At 48.6% G+C, this 21,408-nt stretch carries 25 protein-coding genes, 1 pseudogene and 1 riboswitch; of the genes and pseudogenes, 21 read left to right on the top strand and 5 right to left on the bottom strand.

Annotated elements, in window-relative coordinates:
- Positions 1-70 precede the first annotated feature (70 nt).
- The 5 genes from ACHWTJ_RS10505 to ACHWTJ_RS10485 all read left to right on the top strand — a co-directional run bounded on the left by ACHWTJ_RS10505 (position 71) and on the right by ACHWTJ_RS10485 (position 3,383).
- Positions 71-451: a GntR family transcriptional regulator gene (locus tag ACHWTJ_RS10505; RefSeq protein WP_023467846.1), complete on the top strand. Its 381-nt coding sequence runs from the start codon at positions 71-73 to the stop codon at positions 449-451.
- A complete protein-coding gene (locus ACHWTJ_RS10500; RefSeq protein ID WP_055967275.1) occupies positions 444-1,121 on the top strand; it encodes an ABC transporter ATP-binding protein in 678 nt (225 codons plus the stop codon). The genes ACHWTJ_RS10505 and ACHWTJ_RS10500 overlap by 8 nt, the downstream gene beginning before the upstream one ends.
- On the top strand, positions 1,118-1,933 hold the full coding sequence (locus ACHWTJ_RS10495; protein WP_394679674.1) for a hypothetical protein: 816 nt from the start codon (positions 1,118-1,120) through the stop codon (positions 1,931-1,933). Before ACHWTJ_RS10500 ends, ACHWTJ_RS10495 begins: the two co-directional genes overlap by 4 nt.
- Before the next feature lie 10 nt (positions 1,934-1,943).
- Positions 1,944-3,011: a hypothetical protein gene (locus ACHWTJ_RS10490; protein ID WP_394679673.1), complete on the top strand. Its 1,068-nt coding sequence runs from the start codon at positions 1,944-1,946 to the stop codon at positions 3,009-3,011.
- Positions 3,012-3,089: 78 nt separating this feature from the next.
- Complete coding sequence (locus tag ACHWTJ_RS10485) at positions 3,090-3,383, top strand: hypothetical protein (RefSeq protein WP_075642106.1); 294 nt, start codon at positions 3,090-3,092, stop codon at positions 3,381-3,383.
- Positions 3,384-3,411: 28 nt separating this feature from the next.
- Here ACHWTJ_RS10485 and ACHWTJ_RS10480 read toward each other — a convergent pair whose 3' ends face one another.
- Together ACHWTJ_RS10480 and ACHWTJ_RS10475 are read right to left on the bottom strand one after the other, a co-directional pair.
- Complete coding sequence (locus ACHWTJ_RS10480) at positions 3,412-3,900, bottom strand: DoxX family membrane protein (protein WP_394679672.1); 489 nt, start codon at positions 3,898-3,900, stop codon at positions 3,412-3,414.
- A gap of 127 nt (positions 3,901-4,027) precedes the next feature.
- Positions 4,028-5,212, bottom strand: coding sequence for an MFS transporter (locus ACHWTJ_RS10475; RefSeq protein WP_394679671.1), 1,185 nt, complete (start codon positions 5,210-5,212; stop codon positions 4,028-4,030).
- Positions 5,213-5,402: 190 nt separating this feature from the next.
- Here ACHWTJ_RS10475 and ACHWTJ_RS10470 point away from each other — a divergent pair, with 190 nt between their 5' ends.
- The 12 genes from ACHWTJ_RS10470 (at position 5,403) to ACHWTJ_RS10415 (ending at position 17,112) form a co-directional block, all read left to right on the top strand.
- On the top strand, positions 5,403-5,828 hold the full coding sequence (locus tag ACHWTJ_RS10470) for an OsmC family protein (RefSeq protein ID WP_023467853.1): 426 nt from the start codon (positions 5,403-5,405) through the stop codon (positions 5,826-5,828).
- The gene (gene nagZ, locus ACHWTJ_RS10465; RefSeq protein ID WP_394679670.1) at positions 5,825-7,045 is read left to right on the top strand and encodes a beta-N-acetylhexosaminidase; all 1,221 of its coding nucleotides are present in this window, start codon (positions 5,825-5,827) and stop codon (positions 7,043-7,045) included. The genes ACHWTJ_RS10470 and nagZ overlap by 4 nt, the downstream gene beginning before the upstream one ends.
- 56 nt (positions 7,046-7,101) lie before the next feature.
- Positions 7,102-7,204: riboswitch (TPP riboswitch) on the top strand.
- Between the two features lie 82 nt (positions 7,205-7,286).
- The gene (locus ACHWTJ_RS10460) at positions 7,287-7,880 is read left to right on the top strand and encodes a thiamine phosphate synthase (protein WP_394679669.1); all 594 of its coding nucleotides are present in this window, start codon (positions 7,287-7,289) and stop codon (positions 7,878-7,880) included.
- Complete coding sequence (locus tag ACHWTJ_RS10455) at positions 7,877-8,821, top strand: FAD-dependent oxidoreductase (RefSeq protein ID WP_394679668.1); 945 nt, start codon at positions 7,877-7,879, stop codon at positions 8,819-8,821. Before ACHWTJ_RS10460 ends, ACHWTJ_RS10455 begins: the two co-directional genes overlap by 4 nt.
- Positions 8,818-9,018 carry a sulfur carrier protein ThiS gene (thiS, locus tag ACHWTJ_RS10450; RefSeq protein WP_294742249.1) on the top strand — a complete coding sequence of 67 codons (201 nt, stop codon included), beginning with the start codon at positions 8,818-8,820 and terminating at the stop codon, positions 9,016-9,018. The genes ACHWTJ_RS10455 and thiS overlap by 4 nt, the downstream gene beginning before the upstream one ends.
- A 2-nt stretch (positions 9,019-9,020) precedes the next feature.
- Complete coding sequence (locus ACHWTJ_RS10445) at positions 9,021-9,785, top strand: thiazole synthase (protein WP_294742248.1); 765 nt, start codon at positions 9,021-9,023, stop codon at positions 9,783-9,785.
- A complete protein-coding gene (locus ACHWTJ_RS10440) occupies positions 9,782-10,789 on the top strand; it encodes a ThiF family adenylyltransferase (protein WP_294747087.1) in 1,008 nt (335 codons plus the stop codon). Before ACHWTJ_RS10445 ends, ACHWTJ_RS10440 begins: the two co-directional genes overlap by 4 nt.
- Before the next feature lie 120 nt (positions 10,790-10,909).
- Complete coding sequence (locus ACHWTJ_RS10435; RefSeq protein WP_223041649.1) at positions 10,910-11,266, top strand: hypothetical protein; 357 nt, start codon at positions 10,910-10,912, stop codon at positions 11,264-11,266.
- A gap of 136 nt (positions 11,267-11,402) precedes the next feature.
- Positions 11,403-12,524, top strand: coding sequence for an exonuclease SbcCD subunit D (locus ACHWTJ_RS10430; protein WP_394679667.1), 1,122 nt, complete (start codon positions 11,403-11,405; stop codon positions 12,522-12,524).
- Entirely contained in the window at positions 12,506-15,511 is a 3,006-nt protein-coding gene (locus tag ACHWTJ_RS10425) for an AAA family ATPase (protein WP_394679666.1), read from the top strand. Before ACHWTJ_RS10430 ends, ACHWTJ_RS10425 begins: the two co-directional genes overlap by 19 nt.
- A 13-nt stretch (positions 15,512-15,524) precedes the next feature.
- Positions 15,525-16,316, top strand: coding sequence for an aminoglycoside N(3)-acetyltransferase (locus ACHWTJ_RS10420; protein WP_294742239.1), 792 nt, complete (start codon positions 15,525-15,527; stop codon positions 16,314-16,316).
- 58 nt (positions 16,317-16,374) lie between these two features.
- Complete coding sequence (locus tag ACHWTJ_RS10415; RefSeq protein ID WP_394679665.1) at positions 16,375-17,112, top strand: Bax inhibitor-1/YccA family protein; 738 nt, start codon at positions 16,375-16,377, stop codon at positions 17,110-17,112.
- A gap of 187 nt (positions 17,113-17,299) precedes the next feature.
- Here the strand turns inward: ACHWTJ_RS10415 and ACHWTJ_RS10410 are convergent, their stop codons facing one another.
- On the bottom strand, positions 17,300-17,653 hold the full coding sequence (locus ACHWTJ_RS10410; protein ID WP_394679664.1) for a hypothetical protein: 354 nt from the start codon (positions 17,651-17,653) through the stop codon (positions 17,300-17,302).
- Positions 17,654-17,779: 126 nt separating this feature from the next.
- A complete protein-coding gene (locus ACHWTJ_RS10405) occupies positions 17,780-18,658 on the bottom strand; it encodes a LysR family transcriptional regulator (RefSeq protein ID WP_294747076.1) in 879 nt (292 codons plus the stop codon).
- A 222-nt stretch (positions 18,659-18,880) separates the two neighbouring features.
- Here ACHWTJ_RS10405 and ACHWTJ_RS10400 point away from each other — a divergent pair, with 222 nt between their 5' ends.
- The 4 genes and pseudogenes from ACHWTJ_RS10400 to ACHWTJ_RS10385 all read left to right on the top strand — a co-directional run bounded on the left by ACHWTJ_RS10400 (position 18,881) and on the right by ACHWTJ_RS10385 (position 20,942).
- Entirely contained in the window at positions 18,881-19,339 is a 459-nt protein-coding gene (locus tag ACHWTJ_RS10400) for a DapH/DapD/GlmU-related protein (RefSeq protein ID WP_394679663.1), read from the top strand.
- Positions 19,332-19,781, top strand: a complete 450-nt coding sequence (locus ACHWTJ_RS10395; protein WP_394679662.1) for a cyclophilin-like fold protein — start codon at positions 19,332-19,334, stop codon at positions 19,779-19,781. Before ACHWTJ_RS10400 ends, ACHWTJ_RS10395 begins: the two co-directional genes overlap by 8 nt.
- Positions 19,782-19,806: 25 nt before the next feature.
- Positions 19,807-20,552 (top strand): annotated as a pseudogene (locus ACHWTJ_RS10390) (SDR family oxidoreductase).
- Between the two features lie 15 nt (positions 20,553-20,567).
- Entirely contained in the window at positions 20,568-20,942 is a 375-nt protein-coding gene (locus ACHWTJ_RS10385; RefSeq protein ID WP_394679661.1) for a cupin domain-containing protein, read from the top strand.
- A gap of 43 nt (positions 20,943-20,985) precedes the next feature.
- Here the strand turns inward: ACHWTJ_RS10385 and ACHWTJ_RS10380 are convergent, their stop codons facing one another.
- Complete coding sequence (locus ACHWTJ_RS10380; protein WP_294752073.1) at positions 20,986-21,291, bottom strand: hypothetical protein; 306 nt, start codon at positions 21,289-21,291, stop codon at positions 20,986-20,988.
- Positions 21,292-21,408: the final 117 nt, after the last annotated feature.

Here is a 21,408-nt window from a genome sequence, read left to right as displayed (position 1 = left end):
TGGTGAGTATGATACAGAAGAGAAGTGTATTATTGTTTTAATACATTAAACAGGAAAGGGAGGTCTACCGATGCAGTTCGATCAAAGAAGTCCGGTGTACCTGCAGGTCGTCCGTTGGTTCAAACAACGAATCGCGACCGAGGAATTGCAGAGCGGGCAAGAAATCCCGTCCCGCCGCGAAATCGCCGCACAGCTCGGAATCAATCCGAATACCGCACAAAAAGCATACAAAGAGATGGAGGAGCAGCAATTGATTACAACAGAACGGAATGTCCCGAGTAAGATTACACGTGATCCACAAGTCGTCCAAAAAGTACGTGCCGAGATGCTTGAAGAAGCCGTCTCTGAATTCATCGATGCCGTCAAAGCGATTCAAATCCCACTCGATGAGGTCGTCTCGAAGGTCGAGACCGTCTATCAGGAAACGGAACGGAGGAAGATCGATGCTTGAAGTCCATGGCTTACAAAAGAAGTACGGGAAAAAACCGGTTCTTCAAGGAGTCTCGTTCTCGGTTCCGATGGATCAACTGACGTGTCTGATCGGTTTGAACGGTGAAGGAAAATCGACAATCCTGAAGGCAATCGCAGGTCTCGTCCCAGTCAACGCCGGAACAGTTCTCGTCGATGGCGAGGTCAATCGAAACAAGATCGCCTTCGTTCCGGACATCCAAACGATGCCCGGCTACATGACGGTCGGAGATGCGCTGACGTATATGGCAGATTATTACTCCGACTGGAACCAGGCGACAGCGGATGAACTGATGCGGATCTTCCAGCTGTTATCGACAGATAAAATTACGGACTTATCAAAAGGAAACCAGGCGAAGGTCAGTTTGATTCTTGGTTTTGCGCTCGATCGTCCTTACTTACTACTCGACGAACCATTCGCTGGGATCGATCTGTTTACGAAAGAACAGATCGCAGGACTATTCTCGAGTCACTTCATGGAAGGACGCGGTATCCTGATGACGACACACGAAATTCAGGAAATCGAGCACTTGATCGACCGGGTCGTCTTCTTACAGGACGGTCGAATCATCGATGAACATGAGACGGAAGAGATGCGGGAACTGTACGGGAAATCGGTCCAGGACCGGATGCGGGAGGTCTATCAGCGATGAAACAATACATACAATTGACGAACGAAGAGATTAAGCGGAGTTTTAAGCTTTATGTGATTGTCGTACTTGCTATGGTAGCAATTGAGTTAGTATCAATCGTTGCCCAAGTCATGTATCACGCACGGAAAGTCGAGAATTTCATGGAACTTAATCGAGTATCTGTCGCAGAAGCACTGAAACAAATCGATACTCTCGGATACTCTGAGGCGTCCTCTTTCTTTAGTTATATGATTTTGATTGGAATGGCGATTGTTGTCATCCATGCGATTCAAATTTGGTATCGGGATTGGTTAGGAGAAACAAAGTATATTTATCGATTATTGATGCTTCCAGGAAACCGAGCAAGCATTTTCTTCTCAAAATTGACGACAGTCTTTTTAATCATCGTAAGTTTTATTGGCATTCAGTGGTGTGTATTGCAATTAGGTTTTTATCTGTTTGATTGGTTGATTCAGCCGGAATATCAAAATCAAAGTGACTTAAGTCCAGTCCGAAACGTGATGAACGATTTTTATACGATGAATCTGGTCGACTTAGGGATCATTCTCGCCATTTCACTATTCATCGTCAGTTTTATTTTCTTGTTGGTTTTAATCGAACGTTCATTCCGTAAAGGAAAAGCCATTATCAGAATTGGACTTGAAACTTTTGTTCCTGTTGCTTTAACGATTGGTATATTAGCGCTTTTAGATGAGACGCGTTACTTACTGGAGACAGAGGCGATGTTTCTTCTGATTGGGTTAAGTCTCTGTTACTTCGTGTACATGATCTGGAAAAGTCTTCGATTACTACAACGAAAAATTACGGTGTAAGGAGTATACTATGCGAACCTATAAATATATATTGTGTTTGGGAGTCATTTGTATTTTGACACTTGGAGTCTACATCGTGTACTCTTCTTCAACAGAGGAGCCTACATTCAAAGTTCAAACAATACAGGGAACTCCAAGTGATCCGTTGGTGAAGCAACTTCAATTCAAATTCAATGATCCTGAGAGTTATAAAACAGATTACGAAGTTACGTTAAAAGGAGAAATTGAAAAAAAGCGAACGAATTATTTGTCTGAATTCGCAAGAGATTACTCCGATGTGACGGATGCCCCGCGTAGTTTCCGGCATTTCATGAACCAAATCGAATTATCACGATATGAGCAAGACAAAGAGGTATTTGGATTACACGTCAATGAAGATGGATCATGGGATCTACAATCATGGAAACGTGGCACGGAAAAGGTGCAGACTGTTTCTTTACCAAAACCGGCAAAGACCGAAGGGATCTACTATCAACCATTTCAACGAACGAAACAGAAGTTATATGTCAAACGAATTGGCGATGTTGTACAAAAACAAGGTACAAATCATATCTACGTGATTGATTTAAAGAAAAAAACAGTCCAACTTATGGATTTACCATTTCAATTAACAGAAGACGATGAGGTACTCGCCATCTATCAGAATCGCGTCTTATACCGAAAGATGACTAATGATGCTAAGACAAAAGTTTATCTGAGAGACAACACAACATCGACACGATTAAAGTTTCTTGAGCGTGAAGAAATGTGGGATATACGTCTGATAGATGAAGGTGCGGTTGTAGGGATGACAGAGAACATGACTGAAACGAAAATCAAATGGTCGACGTATGACTTACGAACGAAGCAATTCACGCAGCATCGTTTTGATTTACCAAAACGAGATTTAAACGAAGTACAGCGCTTTGCTTCAACTACTCTTGATAATGGTTTAGTCTATGCTCTCATTGAGACAAAGAAAAATGGCACATCTATCCTTGTTTTAGATGCACAGACTGAAGAAGTTCGATACGACGGAACAATCAAATATGACATGCCTAAGAGTAACCTTCAACTCAACGAGATGACAATCAACTGAACCACGAAAAAATAGTGAAATATTTGAAACCTCCTGTTTTCTTCCAACGTATAAAAACTATACAAAGGGGGAACTCACATGCAATTTTTGATTTTTGTCGTATTCGCAGGTGCTATGTACTGGTTCTACTACAATTTCTTACTCGGATACCGCAAGAAAAACATCACGCTGACGTTCGACGATCGCTATTATTCACTCGACGAACATGTCGCAGCAATCGAACAAAAGCTCGCAACGGATGGGCACTCGGCGCGTTATCTCGGTGATCGTCGCTTTGAAGTCGATGGAAAACCTTATCTGTTCCTCGAGCGGACAGTCTCAGTCGGCGGGGTTCCGACACAACAGACGATTCTCGAGCAACAAAAAAAATAACTCTCCCGCACGCGGGAGAGTTTTTTCGTTAGACCGGAATCCGATCAAGGGGATGCGGTTGCTGTGACGAGCGATACCAGCGGATGATCCAGTGATCGATGCCGATGTAATACGCAAAGCGTCCTGCAGCAAGTAAGGCGATAGACGCTGCTAAGAAGACTGGATTCAACGCAATCGTCCCAGCGAGTAAGTAATTGAGATTCATGATGCTTCCGACGACCAGTGCAGGAACTGTCAACAGACTAAGAATCAACAGAATCCCGACGACGAGTTCCGCGAACGGAATCAAGGCGTTGATCAGCCCGACGTTCGGTAAGGCGAGTTGCTCGATCCACGTCGCATACCAGGAACTGACGAGTGCGTCTTCGCCCGTTGACTTCGCGAGCGCTCCTTCGAGAAACGGTTTTGCATCGAAGCCATTGATGTACTTACCGATTCCAGCGATGAACCACTGGATTCCGAGCCAGAGTCGGATGACCGTCAATAGACCGAGACCGATGATGTGTAATACTTTCACTTTCAGACACTCCTCTACTACAACATAGTCCCCATCATACTGAAAAATCATCAGCGAGATGGGGACTATCATCATAACGTCATCGAACCGTCATCGACCTGTTACAAAAAAGGATAAGGTAACGGTTTCATGGCCGTTGATCGAGGCGATGACTGATTGTAGTCAATAAAGCAGCAACGAGCGCGACCAGTCCACCGACGAGTGCCGTGTTCATCATCGGACCGTTCGCATAGACGATGCCACCGAGTGCCGAACCGAAGGCAATCCCGACGTTACTCGCAACCGGCATCAATGAAGCGGCTAGTCCTTTCGCTTCTGGATTGAACTTTTCAGCGAGGTCAATCAAGTAGATTTGTGTCGAAGTCGTCAGTAAAATCGACATCAACGACATCAAGGCGATGTTGAACAGACCAAGCGGAAGGGATGCTGTCGTGAAGTATAATGCAGCAAGGACAATCGCTTGTACGACGAAGACGAACCGTAAGCGTCCCATCGGATTTTTGCTAGCAATCTTGCCGGCAAGAATGTTACTGAAGATCGAAACGACGCCGTAAGCGAGCAGGATCGGACTGATCCATGTCTTCGCAATCCCGAGTTCTGTTTGCAGGATCGGCACGAGGTACGTGTAGACGACGTAGGTTGCCCCGAATCCAAATGACGGAATAAAGAAGGCGATCAGGATTCGCGGATTAGCGAGCAGTCCAAGCTGCTCCTTGATTGAACCGGAACCCGTCGATTGTTGGACCGGAACAATCTTCCATACGGCGACAAACGCAATCAATCCCATGACTGTTGTCAGCCAGAACGTGGCTTCGAAGCCAGCATGTTGACCAATAAAGGTTCCGATTGGGACACCGAGGACATTCGCGAGTGTAAAGCCACCGAAAATGAACGAGACGGCGACACCGCGCTTTGCGACGGGAACTCCGTCACTTGCGACGACCATCGCGAGTGAGATCAAGACACCAGTCAGGATCGCTGTCAGAATACGTGTGGCAAGCAATACTTCGTAACTTGGAGCAAAACTACTGGCAAGATTCAGTAAGACCCAGGCGAGTAAGAGACGTAAGATCAGGCGACGTCGTTCCAGATGACCGGTTAGCGACATGACGATCGGTGTACCGATTGCAAAGGAGATGGCAAATGCCGAGACGAGCGTACCGGCTGTTGCGATCGTGATATCAAGAGCTGAGGAGATTTCAGCGAGGATCCCGACGATGACGAATTCGCTTGTTCCGAGAACGAATGTCAGGAGCGACAACGTGGCAATCAACAGCCAATCGTGTCGACTTAAACGAGTAGTAGGTGACATGAATAATTCCTCAATTCTGGCGCTTGCGCGCGAAACTATGAGTAACAGAATAGCATGAAACGATTTCGTCGGGTATCGCAAAGCGAGATTTCGGGAAAAGAACCATTATTCAAAATAGCGTGTGAATTTCCAGGAGTACTGTTTTTTGCGTATACTACAGAAGAAGACTACTTATAAAGGAGTGGAAACGATGCAAGCGACAGTGACATGGAACAAACAGATGGGATTTAGTGGACAGACGGAATCAGGGCATCATCTTGCGATGGATGCAGCACCAGAGAACGGTGGCGAAAATCAAGCGCCGCGACCGACTGAACTACTGCTACATGCCGTTGCCGGCTGTACTGGAATCGATATCGTCTCGATTTTAGAGAAGATGCGCTTGACGATCACCCATTTCGAAATGGATATCGAAGGAGAACGGGCAGAGGACCATCCGCGGCGTTTTACGTCGATCTCGATTCATTACCGGCTCGAAGGTGATCTCCCGGAAGATAAGGTCCGTCGCGCCATCTCATTATCAAAAGATAAATATTGTTCGGTCTCGCAATCCCTGAACGCTGAGATTTCCGTCTACTATTCGATCAATGGTGTCCGGAGCGAGGATCCTTTGTGAAAAAAGTCGTACTGATCGGTTGTCTGTTGCTTGCAGGGTGTGCGCAGGAGACGACGGAACCAACGAAACCATCACAACCAGAAACGAAGCAACCGACAGAAGAAAAGAAACCGAAGCCTGAGCCGACGAAAGAAGAACGACAACAAGCAAAACTAAAGCAGCAATTGGCAACGATGTCGGCGTCCGAGAAGGTCGATCAACTGCTCTATATCGGAGTCGCCGGCACGGAACTCTCAGCAGCTGACCGAAAACTGTTGCAGACGCATGCGATTGGTGGGGTCTTACTACTCGGTGGAAACATCACGTCGGAAGAACAACTGTTAACGTTCACGCGTGCGATTCAAGAGACGAATCAAAAACCGTATGCGTTCGTCGGCATTGACGAAGAAGGTGGACGCGTCAGCCGGGTACCGGATCAACGATTACGTCTACCAACGAATCAACGGATGGCGCAAGGAGCAGATGATGCGAAAATGGAAGATGTCGGACGTACTCTCGGACATTTGTCACGTTTTTATGGCTTCAACATGGACTTCGCACCGGTCCTCGACGTCAACAGTAATCCGAACAACCCGATCATCGGCGACCGTGCGTTCAGTGCTGATCCGAAGATCGTCGCGACGCTTGGTACGGCCCTGATGCACGGGATGCAGGAGACGGGAACGATTCCGGTCGTCAAACATTTTCCGGGTCACGGCAATACGAGTGTCGATTCCCATGTCGGGCTACCGAAAGTGACGGCATCAAAGGAAGAATTGAAGCGGACGGAACTGTTACCGTTCCAAGAAGCGATTCAAGCAGGCGCTGAGATGGTGATGGTCGCCCATATTCTCTATCCCGCGTATGACAATCAGCATCCGTCCTCGCTCTCGAAGCCGATCTTGACTGACCTCTTGCGTCAGCAACTCGGATTCAACGGTGTCATCATCACGGATGATCTCGTCATGGGAGCGATCACGAAACAATATGGTCTCGCGGAAGCGGCACGTCAGTCGCTCGTCAACGGAGCTGATATGGCAATGTTTTCAGAGGCAGGTGCATACGCAAAAGTTCATGCTGAAGTAATGCAAGCTGTCAAAGACAAAACGCTGACGCCTGCGATGCTCGATGCTAAAGTGATGCGAATCCTGAAGCTGAAGCAGACGTATGCCGACAGTCAAGAGCAACAGCGACCAACGAAATCGGAGTTGATTCAGCAAGTGAGAGCGCTCAACTAGGACTAGCGAAGCAAAGCGACTCATGCTAGACTAATGGGGCAAGCCAATTAAACACGAAAAGACACTAGGGGAGTCTCCCAGCAGACTGAGACGGAAGTATCCGGACCCTTTGAACCTGATCTAGTTCGTACTAGCGGAGGGAAGTGGCTCGAAACCTTAGATATCCTTAGCGCTTCAGCGCATTTTCGGACCACTCCCTTCAACATCGGGAGTGGTCCTTTTTCGTATGGAAAGGAAGAGCATGATGCGTTTACATCTGATTTCGACGGGATCCATCCATCCGCTTGACGAAATAAAGACCTTTCAATCCCTTCAACCTTATACGGATCAGCTGCATCTACGTGAACCGAACTTATCGGCAGCAGAATTGCTTGATCTAATCGACGCGCTCCTTGCGCATGGTTATTCGCCTGAGCAGTTAACGGTTCATGACCGTGTCGATGTCGCCCATGTCGCCGGCATCGGTGTGCAGTTGACGCGCCGGTCCTTGCGTGTCCGTGATGTCCGACGTCATTTTCCGAATCTCGTCATTGGGAAATCGGTCCATTCATTAGCAGAGGCACTGGCAGCAGAAGCGGAAGGAGCCGACCGACTGCTGTACGGTCATATTTATTCGACAGCGTCGAAGCCGAATGTGCCGCCACGGGGAATCGACGCCTTGAAGCAAGTCGTCAGCTTCACGACGAAACCGGTCATCGCGATCGGCGGGATCACCCCAGAACGCATGCCTGAAATCGCAGCGACCGGTGCAACCGGAATCGCTGTCTTATCGGGTATTCTCGGTCAAGCGGATCCACTCGCCGCCATCAGGCGTTACCAGGGGGTTCGCGTATGACGGATCACATCATCATCGGTGGGGGAGTCATCGGTTTGACGCTTGCTTACAGTCTTGCCTGTCAGAACGAATCCGTCGTCGTCTTAGAACGTGGAACATGCGGACAAGGGACAAGCCGCGCAGCTGCCGGGATGCTTGCGACGGACATTGAGCTGAGAGCAGAATTGCATACACTTGCCGCACGTAGTCGTCGTCTGTATCCGTTGCTTGCACGTCGTCTTGAGCGAGAGACGGGTATCGATTGTGGGTACCGGGAACAACCGTTTTTGTTGAAGCGTGAGGGACGCGAGCATTTATTTTCGTCTGTCGGTCAAATCGATCCACGACAACTGACGACTGCCTTGATATATGCCTTACGAAAGCGCGGCGTATTGATTGAAGAACAAGTGGACGTCACGTGTATTGAGGAGAGTGACGACTTCATCAAGGTCGAGTCGAATGCGAGAACGTGGACCGGGCGAACGGTGACGATCGCTGCCGGACGCGGGTCGCAAGCCTTGCTCGATACAGCTGGTATTTCGATCGCGACATATGGGGGCAAAGGGGAATGTCTCGCCGTCCGTCTCGCGGGTCAGCCGTTACGCTCGATTCTGTTTGACGACGCTGTCTACCTTGTGCCAAAAGCAGACGGACGAATTTTGATTGGTGCGACCGAACTGCCGTACGATGAAACGGTCGGTGTCAGTGTCGCTGGGATCACGTCACTGCTTCAAGCAGCAGAACGACTGTATCCACCGATTCGTGACGCGGTCGTCGAAGAAATTTGGTCCGGTGTACGACCACAAACGGCGTCCGGCTTGCCATATATCGGAGTCGCCGATTCATCCCGTCGGATCTTCCTAGCGACGGGGCATCATCGGCATGGCATCTTACTCGCACCGGCGACGGCGGAAGTCTTGGCAAATACATTACGGTTGATTCAGAAGGAGGAAGTCCGATGAACATTACGATTAACGGCAATGACCACACGATCGAACAGATTGAGACGATCGAGGACATGCTCACGCAACTCGGCTTAGGGGAAAAGCTCGTCATCGTCGAACAGAATCGACAAATCATCGATCGTACGGCATATGGTCAGACGGTCGTTCGAGACAATGACACATTTGAAATCGTTCATTTCGTAGGAGGAGGATAAACATGCTGAAAATTGGAGAAAAGACATTTGAATCACGGTTATTACTCGGAACGGGGAAATATACGGATGCTACAGTACAGCAGGAAGCAATCGATGCGTCCGCCTCACAAATCTTGACGTTTGCCGTTCGCCGGCTTGATATTTTTGATAAACAACAAGCGAATTTTTTGGAGTCGCTTGATTTAACGAAGTACGATCTACTACCGAACACGGCTGGTGCGAAGACAGCAGAAGAAGCCGTTCGGTTGGCGAAGCTTGCGCGGGCATCCGGTATGTGCGACATGGTTAAGGTCGAAGTGATCGGTTGCGACAAGACGTTATTACCTGACCCGATCGAGACGTTACGGGCTTCTGAAGAATTACTTAAAGAAGGCTTCATCGTCTTACCGTATACGTCGGACGACGTCGTCCTTGCACGACGACTCGAAGAACTTGGTTGTCACGCCATCATGCCGGCGGCGTCACCAATCGGCTCCGGGCAAGGGATCCTCAATCCGCTCCATTTGCAATTCATCATCGAGCAGACGACGGTGCCGGTCATCGTCGACGCCGGAATCGGTTCACCGACCGATGTCGCCTATGCGATGGAACTCGGTGCGGACGGCGTCTTATTGAACTCCGCTGTCGCCCATGCGAAAGATCCGGTCAAGATGGCGCACGCAATGCGACTAGCTGTCGAAGCAGGGCGCCTTGGTTACGAAGCGGGACGAATTGAGAAGAAACAGTATGCGGTCGCGAGTAGTCCGACAAGTGGATTGATTCGATGAACCGTTACTCACGGCAAACTCGATTTCAACCGATCGGGGAAGCGGGACAAGCACGCTTAGCTGCAGCAAAGGTACTGATCATCGGCATGGGGGCGCTCGGAACGGCGTCGGCAGAACAACTCGTTCGCGCCGGTGTCGGCGTCGTCCGAATCGTCGACCGCGATTATGTCGAGTGGAGTAATCTACAACGCCAACAGCTGTATACCGAGGAAGATGCGCGTCACATCGTACCAAAAGCGATTGCCGCAAAAGCACGGCTTGAAGCGATCAATTCGACAGTGGCGATCGAAGCACATGTAGTAGACGTCGACCGGGCAGCGCTGACATGGCTTCTCGATGATATCGATTTAATCATCGATGCGACAGACAATTTCGATATTCGTTTGCTGATGAACGATATGGCGTTATTGCGCTCGATTCCGTGGATTTATGGTGGTTGTGTCGGCAGTTACGGAATCACGTTTACCGTCCGTCCCGGGGAGACGCCATGTCTGCATTGTCTGCTCGATCAATTACCGCGAGATCAGGAGACGTGTGATACAGCAGGGATCATCGGACCCGCTGTACAGATGGTCGCATCCTTGCAGGTGGCGGAAGCATTGAAGTGGCTGAGCGGACAGAAGGACGCCATGCGGACTCGCTTGCTTGCATTTGATGTCTGGTCGAATACGTTCCAACAAATCAACGTTCAGTCACTGAAGCAAACGGAGTGTCTGTCGTGCGGAATCGAACCGTCCTACCCTTACTTATCGGATCAAACGGTTCGTTTCACGGCACTGTGCGGTCGGGATGCTGTTCAGATACGGGGAGACGGACAACGGGATCTGGTACAGTTGAAACAACGTCTCGAGCCGATTGTTGCGATTTCTGCTCACAATCCCTACTTGCTCGCGTTTACGACAGACGAACATCGGATGGTCGCTTTTCGGGATGGTCGTGTCTTGATTCATGGGGAGGGCGATCTCGTCAACGCGAAGCGGCTCTATCATGCCTATTTCGGCTAATGTTCACAAAACAGTAAACTAATTTTTCAAATGCATGTTTTAAATGTTTGAAAAACAGGTAAATAAAACTTCAGACGTAAATCGGTCTACAGGTTTTGAACGTGAAGAGGAGTGATTCAGATGAAACAAGAATTCGATCCAATCAAGGATCAAGCACAGACGGAAGACGCCCAAGCAGTTGTTCAGCAAGCCAACTGGAATCCGGATCGGTACCGGACGAACTTGAACCCATTCTATCTGTCACCTTGTAGTGTCGAACGTAGAGAAGACGTGCATCAGGATGCATCGAAAATTCTCGAAGTCGAGACGTCGTCGCCCCTCCAACAACTCTTTGAACACAATCAAGCAACGCATACATCCGAAAAACAGGGGACGAAATTCAAAACGGGCATCGTCGTCGGTGTCGGTGCGATCATCGGTGGATCCGTATCAGTGATTCGTTCCGTCCAACGCTTTAGAAAACAACGGACGAAGTAATACGCTCGTTGTGAAAGCGCAAAAAGCAGGAGGCATTCGCCTCCTGCTTTTTGTGTTCCAAACGGATGTTCGTCGCAGAACGAACGCTCGCATGCTACACTTAAGCTACTATATTTAAAAAGTGAGTGTGATGAAGATGAAATGGATACATACTGCCGATTGGCATCTCGGCAAAATCGTTCATGGCGAGTCGATGCTCGAGAACCAGCGAGCGGTCCTAGCCGATTTTTTGGCACTCGTCGACCGCGAACAACCGGATGCGATTGTCATTGCAGGTGACTTGTACGACCGCGCTGTACCACCAACGGAAGCCGTTGAACTGCTTGACGAGACGCTCGCTGCCTTGATTCTCGATCGAGATATCCCAGTGGTTGCGATCAGTGGAAATCACGATTCGGCTGAACGGTTAAGTTTCGGAACGACGTTACTCCAACGGGCCGGTCTACATCTCGTCGGAAAACTAACGCCGGTCATTACTCCGGTCACGATTAAAGGAGTGTCGTTCTATCCAGTGCCATTTGCCGATCCTGCAACGGTTCGGTACGTGTACAAGGACGAAACGATCAAGACACATGATGACGCGATGCGGACGATCCTTGCCGGATGTATTCCGGACGGACCGAGTGTCCTCGTCGGTCATGCCTTTGTGATCGGTGGACTCGAGACGGATTCGGAGCGGCAATTGTCCGTCGGAACAGCAGGACAGGTCAGTGCAAGCCAATTTGCACCGTTTACGTATACGGCACTCGGTCATCTGCACAATCCGCTTGCGATTCAATCCGAGACGGTTCGCTACAGTGGATCGCTCTTGAAATATTCATTCTCGGAAGCCCATCATGTCAAAGGGGTCGATGTGTTGACGTTGAACGATGCGGGTACCTTCGATCGTCGGTTCGAACCACTTGCACCAAAACGTGATTTGCGGGAATTGACTGGAAGTCTCACTGAGCTGACAGACCCGGCGTTCGTCGCGACACAAGACACGGACGATTACTTAAAGATCAATCTAACGGACGGCGAAGCCTTAATGGATCCGATGGGCAAGCTGAAGAAAATCTATCCGAACATCCTGCACCTCGAGCGAATCGGATTCATTCGCGAGAGTACGCGGGCAGTCAAGGCGTCGCGGGAACAAGTCAAGGATGCATCCGTTGCAGATCTATTCAGTGAGTTTTATGAAGCAGTTCGTGAGAAGAAACCGACGGAAGCGATGCAAGCCGTCCTGAAGGAGGAAGCGACATGCGCCCAGAACGACTGACATTACGCGCCTTTGGACCATTTGCTGGTGAAGAGACGATTGATTTCACGGCACTTGCCGGACGGACGATGTTTGTCATCTCCGGGAATACCGGAGCAGGAAAAACGACGATCTTTGACGCATTGACGTTCGCCCTGTATGGCGAAACGTCAGGCGGCGAACGGGAAATGAGCGAACTGCGAAGTCATTTTGCCGTGCCCGAGCAAAAGACGGAAGTTGAACTGGAGTTTACCCTTAAAGGGGAACGATATCGGATCATCCGCCAACCAAGTCAACCGCATCCGGTCAATAAAACCGGTTATTCGCATGAAGCGGAGCTCGCTCGGTTCGACGGGACGACGTGGAAACCGCTCGCGGTCAAGATTCCGGAAATCAAACAACGCGTTCAAGAATTGATCCAGCTCGACCATAAACAGTTTTCGCAAATCTTATTGTTGCCGCAAAATAAGTTCCGCGAACTGTTGATGGCAGAGTCAAAAGACAAACTCCAGATTCTCAAGCAGCTGTTTAAGACGGAACATTACGGTGAGTTCCAGCAACGTTTGCACCGACAAGCGCTCGATCTTGCGGCACGCATCAAGGAAACGAAGACGAAACAATGGGCTAAGCTTGAGGAACTACCTGTGCAAGCGAACTGGAGTGAACTGACGGAAGGCGACATCCGGTTACGGATGGAGGCGTTGACGACCGAACGGGACGAATGGTTAACTGCTGCACGTCAAGCTGAAGTGGAGACCCGTGCGATCGTTGAGAAGAAAACGACGCAATTGCAGCAAGGCGAGCAACTCGAAGCAGTTTTCCAAGAGCAGGAGCGACTTCAACAAACGGAACAGTTGTTACTAGACCGCTTACCAGAAATCAAGCGGATGCAACAAGAAGCAATGGCGGCTGAACGCGCTCAAATCGTCGCACCGATCTATGACCAGTGGCAGCAGGATCAAGAACAATTGACGCAACTCACACGTCGAAAACAGGAAACCGAACAGCAACTCATCCGCTTAAAAGAGCAACAAGAGGTCGTTCAAGCAAAAGTAGATCGATTGCTAGCGGAGGAACCACAGATCGAGCAACTCAGTCGTCGTCTTGAAAAAATTCAAGAAGAGCGCGAACGCTTGGAAGCAGAAACGGCTTTACGACAACAACAGCAACAACTAGTAGAACGTTTGAAGCTTCTGGACCCAGAGCCATTACGGAAGCAACTCGAACAAGCACGGACGGATCGAAAAAACGTTCAAGAACAACTGCATCCATTGCAAAACGTTGGAGCAGAGCGCTTACAGGTGCAAGAACGGCGCTTCATCCTGCAACAGCTGGCGACGAAGATGGCGGAACATGACAAATTGGAAGCAGAACGGCAACAGCTGATCGTCCGCGGCACGAGCGTTCGGGATCAAAAAGTGGCAGCAGCGCGCCAATACGAAGAAGCGCGCAGATACGAACGGGAACAACTGGCTGCTGAACTTGCCAAAGGATTGACAGACGGGACGGCTTGCCCAGTCTGCGGCAGTACGTCGCATCCACAGCATGCTGTCGCCGTCGCAAAGGAACTATCCGTCGATGTAGCGCAACAGCGATTTCTTGAAGCCCAACAAGCGCATCAAGAATTGCAAGCCTCTTACCGGACGGTTGCGGAGCGTCTGCAGCAACTGACGACCGAGATGCAAAAGACGAGTGAAAACGAGTCATCTCATGCGGATGTTACAGCACAGCTTCAGGAAGTCGAACAGACGGAAGTCCGATTAGCGGCAGCGCAGACGGAAAAAGCGCGTCTTGAGACTCGTCTGCAACAACTCGAGCAATTCATGGACCAGCTACAACTGAAGATCGATGCAATGATCAAAGACCGGACCAGCATTGAATCGGAATTGGCACACTTGACGGGTCGCCTAAGTCAATCAGGAGAGTCCGAGAAATCGCTACCAGCACTCCGTGAGGAACAACAACAAGCAGAAACACGTATTGAGCAGTTCAAACAAGTCAAACAGCAACAGTTACGCGAGAAGGAACAGCTCGATCGTGACTTCGCGCAACACCAAGGTCGATTGCGTCAATTGACTGAGGCATCTGCTGAACAAAACGACCGATTAACGAACCGTGAAAACGCATTACACGCAGTCCTGGCAGAAGAAACGTTTTCGACGATCGAAGCCTTCCGTGAAGCGAGACGGTCTCGTGACGAACTCCGTCATCTCCAAGAACGTTTGGAACAAGACCGTCTAGCGCGGCAGGAATTAAAGTTGAAACAGGAACAAGCCCGCTTGAAAACGGAAGGTCAAGTGCGTCCGGACCTTGAACAGTTGCGGATGGATGTGAAGACATCGTCGGTCGAACTGGCGGAGCGGACTGACCGACGTGTCGGGCTCGAGAAGGAACGCGCACATATCGATCAGTTGATGGCAGCTTGGGAGAACTTACAACGCCAGATTGAGGACGAGGATGCGAGATACGGGGTCATTGGTGAACTGGCTCGCGTTGGTGTCGGGGAGAATGCACAACGGATGACGTTTGAAACATACGTCCAGACGGCATACTTCGATGAAATCCTATTTGCCGCAAACCGGCATCTGCACGAGATGACCTCTGGTCGTTTCCAGCTCGAACGGAAAACAGAGGCGGGAAAAGGACTCAAGAAATATGGACTAGATTTAAATGTCTTTGACGCGTACACGTCGCAAACTCGTCACGTCAAGACGTTATCCGGTGGAGAGAGCTTCAAAGCATCCCTTGCGCTTGCGCTCGGACTGTCGGAAGTCGTGCAAGAAGCCAGTGGTGGGGTATCGCTTGAGACGATGTTCATCGATGAAGGATTCGGAACACTTGATCCAGAATCACTCGAACAAGCGATCGAGACGTTGCTCTCGATTCAAGCGAGCGGTCGGATGGTCGGAATCATCAGTCACGTCCAAGAGCTAAAGTCACGAGTTGATGCGAAAATCGAGGTCAAGCAAGGAAAAACGGGGTCGACGATTGCACTAGTCGTCGAGTAAGGAGCTAAGATCGATGGAAACACGAAACATGGTCACGAAATCACAAATCAAAGAAGCGCTACGCGAATTAGGTGTGACGCCCGGTATGAAACTATTCGTCCATACGTCACTCAAACAAATCGGTTGGATTCCCGGCGGCGTACAAGCGCTGATTGAGGCCTTACAGGAGGTCGTCACGACCGAAGGCTTGATTATGATGCCGGCGCAAAGTACCGATAATTCAGATCCGAAAAACTGGAGTCAACCCGCTGTTCCTGAGGAGTGGTGGGAAACGATCCGCCAGGAAATGCCGGCATATGACCCGGAAAAAACGGTCACACGCGGCATCGGTCGCGTACCGGAGGTCTTCCGGACGTATCCCGGCGTCGTCCGAAGCGATCACCCGATGTGGTCCGTCACCGCTTGGGGAAAGAATGCGGCGGCGTTCGTTGCCGATCATACTGTAGAAAATGGCTTCGGTCCTGGTTCACCGATTGAACGCTTCATCGAGACTGACGGTCAAATCTTGCATATCGGTTCCCCTTGGGATACGACAACCGTCTGGCATTACGCGGAATACGGTTTGAATCGTCCGGACGTCGAGGATGGCTGTAAAGTCAAAGAAGGAACGACGGAACGGTTCATTCATTACCGACACCGTCAAGTCGATAGTGATGCGTTTGGTCCGATTGGCGAAGCGTTAGAAAGTGCCGATTTCGTCACATCCGGTCTGATTGGACAGGCGAAATCACACCGCATCGATGCTAAAGCCTCGATCCCAGTCGTCATGTTGCAATTAAAAGCGCTCGATCAATGGTTATTCTGAAACTTTTCCGGGAATCAAACGTAATAGAAAAACAGATACATTAAAAGGAGTGAATACAATGGCTTCACGTTTTAAAGTTAACCCGGCATTACGCCGTGGATTCGATACGGCACGTGTCGAAGAGCGTCCGATGACAAAAAGTGGAACGATGAGTAAGATTTTCTTGCTGCTCGCTCTTGTCACGGCAGCAGCTGGAGGCAGCTGGTTCTTCCTCGCAGAAAACCAAGGATTGTTGTTCCCAGCCTTGATCGGTGGACTAGTCATCGGTCTAATCCTTGCTTTGATTATCACATTCAAACCGGCGACGGCACCGGTTCTCTCACCGGTCTATGCGATCGTTGAAGGGGTGGCAGTCGGAGCGTTATCGTTGATGTTCGAAAGCATGTACCCGGGAATCGTCGGGAAGGCAGTCGTTGCGACATTCGTCGTTGCGTTTGCGATGTGGTTCGTCTACTCGACAGGCATGATAAAAGTGACGCAACGTTTCCGTTCTGCTGTCACAGCGGCGATTCTCTCAATCTTCGTTTTGTACGCGGTCAATTTGATTCTCTCACTATTTAGTATCGATCTCCCATTCATGACAGGCAGCTCACCGATTGCGATCGGTGTCCAGTTCGTTATCGTCATCGTCGCATCCTTGTCACTCGTGATGGACTTCGATTTCATCTCACAACAAGTCCGTGCAGGTGCACCGAAGTCGATGGAATGGGTCGCGGCATTCGGATTGATCGTGACGATCATCTGGCTCTACATCGAATTACTCGATCTCTTATATCGCCTCGCAGCGCGGGATTAACAGCAATAGACAAACCCTCATTTCCAACACGAAATGAGGGTTTGTTGTATGTCATACATAGGAATGGGATAAATCTTTAGAGGTATTCAAATTTTAATTCGTAAGCTTTTGAAGGTTTGAATTGTTTCCTGGCACTTCTGATAAAAAGATAGCATCTTGCCATATCCAGTTATTACAAGTAAATATTTTAAAATCCAGTAATATCAAAATTTGATAAATCTAATTTTAAACCTTTCAGCTGCTTAATTAAAATATCAAATTTTATAATATCTTTATTTCTTGTATTCTCAGGAATAGCCTCTGGATTGAAAATTCTCATTCCTTCTTCAATCCATTTTTTTCGATACAACTGAAATGCAACATCTAAAAATTCTTCGGGTATTGTTATAAAACCATGGATGACATCATGATCTTCGCTAAACCCGTATTCAAATCCACAACAAGGACATATTTCATATGTTTTTGAATACTCGCCATCTACAAAGAGTGGTTCTTCTAATCCTTCAAATCCACAAACTAAGCATACATGTAATGTATTCATTTCATAAACCATACTCCTTCGCGAAAATTTGTATCGGTAATATTTTTAACCCAGTTGGAACTTGTCTATTTATTTAGAGGCTTAAATTTAAATAAAAATAACAATCGTATCTTCATTGCCACTTTCTTATAAATGGAATCCTTCCTTAATCGTTCGCAGTAACACACGTGCACTAGGCGATAAAGTCGCCTCCTTTTTCCAAATCAAATGAACGTCCGAAACGACGGGAGGGTCAAGTGGGAGAAAAGTTAGATCGGAAGCGGTCGTATCGATGATACCATCGATTGCTAAAGCATGACCCACCCCTTGACGTACGAGTAAGGACGCATTGAATAACAGATTATATGTTCCGATGATAGGACAATCCTCAAGCGTTAGACCACTCTGCTCACGGAAATACATATTGAGTTGTGTCTGCTCGGATACGAGTAACGGAAGGGAGATGAGTTGCTCTCGCGAAATCGTATTAGATTGTGCGATCGAGGCATCGCGACGTGTTAAGATCCCCCACTGGTCCTGACCGGGCAACTGTAAGGAATGAAACGCGGATACATCAAACGGAGCAATGACCAATCCGAAATCGAGCAATCCCTTTTCGAGTCGGTCGAGTACATCATTTCCATTGCCGCTATACATACGAATCGTTACATCAGGATGAATGGCGTGTAAGTCTCTAAACGCTTGCAAGACTGTCGTCAGTTGTTGTGTTTCGCCACCACCGATATGGATTTCGCCCGTTAGTACTTCTTTTGTGTTGAGGTCGACCAATACCTTATCTGCTAGTGTAACCATTTCGCGTGCGCGCTCTTCAAAGAATCGTCCCTTTTCAGTCAAACGCAATCCCTGTTTCGAGCGTTCGAACAATTCGACCCCAATCGTTTCTTCGAGTTGTTGCAGCTGACGCGATAATGCCGGTTGCGACAAACGAAGGATCCGTGCCGCTTTCGTAATGTTTTTTTCTTCGACTAAAGCTAAAAAATAACGCAGTTGCTGTAATTCCATCATTTCACCTCTATCCATGCAAAAAACGTATAGTTTATTACTTGATATTAGCATTAGACATGAATCATTGTCAGCCGTAAGATGAGACCAAGCGATTGAAAGAAAGGAGGATATACGATGACTGAACTGCAAACCTATGTAAGAGAACATACAATTCTTCCAACGGATCCGGTCCTTCAGCACATTCACGCGATTCAAGATGAAATCGAACCGGAATAACAGCGATTGAATCAAGCAGTCTCACAAGAAGAGCGGAGGCAGTCACTTGGTCTCATCACAGGACAGCTAATCGACGACTCCGTCAGAATCTTAACACCCGTCTATACGGATTTCGGACGGCATCTATCCATCGGCAAGCACATTTTCCTCAATCGAGGTGTCATGTTCACAGATCTTGGGTCGATTCGGTTAGACGATCATGTCTTGATTGGTCCATTCGCACGGTTGCTGACTGTCAACCATCCGGAAGCACCGACGAAAAGAGGCGGCGTTGAGACAGCACCGATTCATGTCCGGCGTAATGCTTGGATTGGTGCTGGGGCGACGATTTTGCCTGGCGTGACAATTGGTGAGGATGCGATCGTCGCAGCGAACGCCACGGTTACGCGTGATGTCCCGCCTCGTACGATCGTCGCAGGTATTCCGGCGAGAATCATTCGAACGGTCGAGATGTCGGATGAGTAGATGGTACGGTTGTCTGCTTGCATTTCTTTTATTAAGTGGATGTACCGATACGAAAGAATCGTCACGACCGAGCGATTTAGAACAAAAGGAGTTGAAATCCGTCTTGCTTCAAATCGATGAAACAACCGTCCCGATTCGTTTTGTGGACAATGAGACAGCGATGGCATTGCAAAAAAGATTGCCGCTGACGATGCAGATGAAAGAGTTGAATGGGAATGAAAAGTATCATTACGTTCCATTCTCGTTACCGACGAATTCAAAAAATGTCGGAACGGTCCAAGCGGGAGATCTCATGTTGTATGGATCAGATTGTCTCGTCCTGTTTTACGAGACGTTCCAGACAGATATTCCATACACACGAATTGGTTGGGTCGAACCGAATCGACTACCAGAACTATTATCAGCTGATACAGTACGTGTTCAAATGAGCACGCAACAATAAGCAAACAAGAGAGGACGTCATCAACATGGCCATTCAAGGAAAAGTCATTATCATCACAGGAGCAAGTTCAGGTATTGGAGAAGCAACGGCACGCTTACTTGCACGAAAGGGAGCAAAGCTTGTCTTAGGGTCACGGCGCAATGATCGACTGGCGAAACTCACGGATTCGATTCAAGCAGAAGGTGGGGAAGCAATATACCAAGAGACAGACGTCGTGAAACTCGAGGACAACCAACGATTGATCGAAGCAGCATTGACGGCGTATGGTCGAATTGATGCGATATTCCTTAACGCGGGGCTGATGCCGAGTTCTCCACTATCTGCTTTACAAGTAGACGAGTGGAATCAAATGATCGACGTGAACCTGAAAGGTGTCTTGAACGGGATTGCGGCTGTCATGCCGACATTTACCTCCCAACGTGCGGGCATATTCTGACGACCTCATCCGTAGCAGGTCTTAAGGCATATCCAGGTGGAGCCGTATATGGCGCAACGAAATGGGCAGTACGTAACTTAATGGAAGTCTTACGGATGGAGTCGGCGCAAGAAGGAACGAATATCCGCACAGCGACGATTTATCCGGCAGCGATTCATACCGAATTGCTCGAGACGATCTCACACGGAGAGTCCCTGGAAGGAATGACGGCACTATATGACCAATACGGTATCTCACCAGAGAGTATCGCGCGGATCGTCGCCTTTGCGATTGATCAACCAGAGGATACGAATGTGAGCGAATTTACGGTCGGTCCAACGACTCAACCGTGGTAAAAAGGAGGAGTACAGATGTTTCCACTAGGCGAAAAGAACGAAGCGTATCAAGAGGTATTCACAGGTATCAGTTATTTAGCACCACTTGTCGACGAATCATTACCCGTTTCCGTATCACATGTGACGTTCGAGCCGAAGACGCGGAATCATTGGCACATCCATAATGGAGGATATCAAATTCTCCTCGTCACGGAGGGGAAAGGCTGGTATCAAGAAGAAGGAAGTCCCGCTCGACATTTGCAAGCAGGAGATGTCGTCGTCACGCATGATGGTGTGAAGCATTGGCACGGGGCAACACGATCTTCCTGGTTTTCGCACATTGCGATCACTGCTGGGACACCAATCTGGCTCGAGGCAGTTTCAGACGAACAATATGAAGTAATGGAATGAATAGAAAAACCATCTGAACTTCGCTGTCAGATGGTCTTTTTGATCATATTCCGTGCTCGCTTTTTAGTTGATCGACATATTGTTTTGCCTCGAGCAAAGACGATCCGAGCGTCTCTCGAACGCGTTTGACAGCTTCAATGGTCTTTCCTTCATGAAGCAACTGAACCAGTTCGACTTGTAACGCTGCTTCTTCTAGTGACACCTCATTCAGACCGAGGTGCTCCTCGATCCGTTGTAGCTTCTTGAGAATCGTTTGTTGACGGCGTTTCGCTTCGTCCGCTTTTTGCGATAAGGACATCCAGATGAAGAATAAGACGATCAGTGGTGCGAACGTGACAACAGAATTCATAGTGAACACCTTCCTTTATTTCACCGTACCATAGGACACCTTCTATAACAAATAGTGGAAAATGGTATAGAAATTGATTATGCTGATAAAGTGGAAAATAAAGGTTTAATATGGAAG

It is taken from the genome of uncultured Exiguobacterium sp., from assembly GCF_964277885.1.
GTDB lineage: Bacteria > Bacillota > Bacilli > Exiguobacteriales > Exiguobacteriaceae > Exiguobacterium_A.
This window is presented reverse-complemented; position numbering and strand designations above follow the sequence as displayed.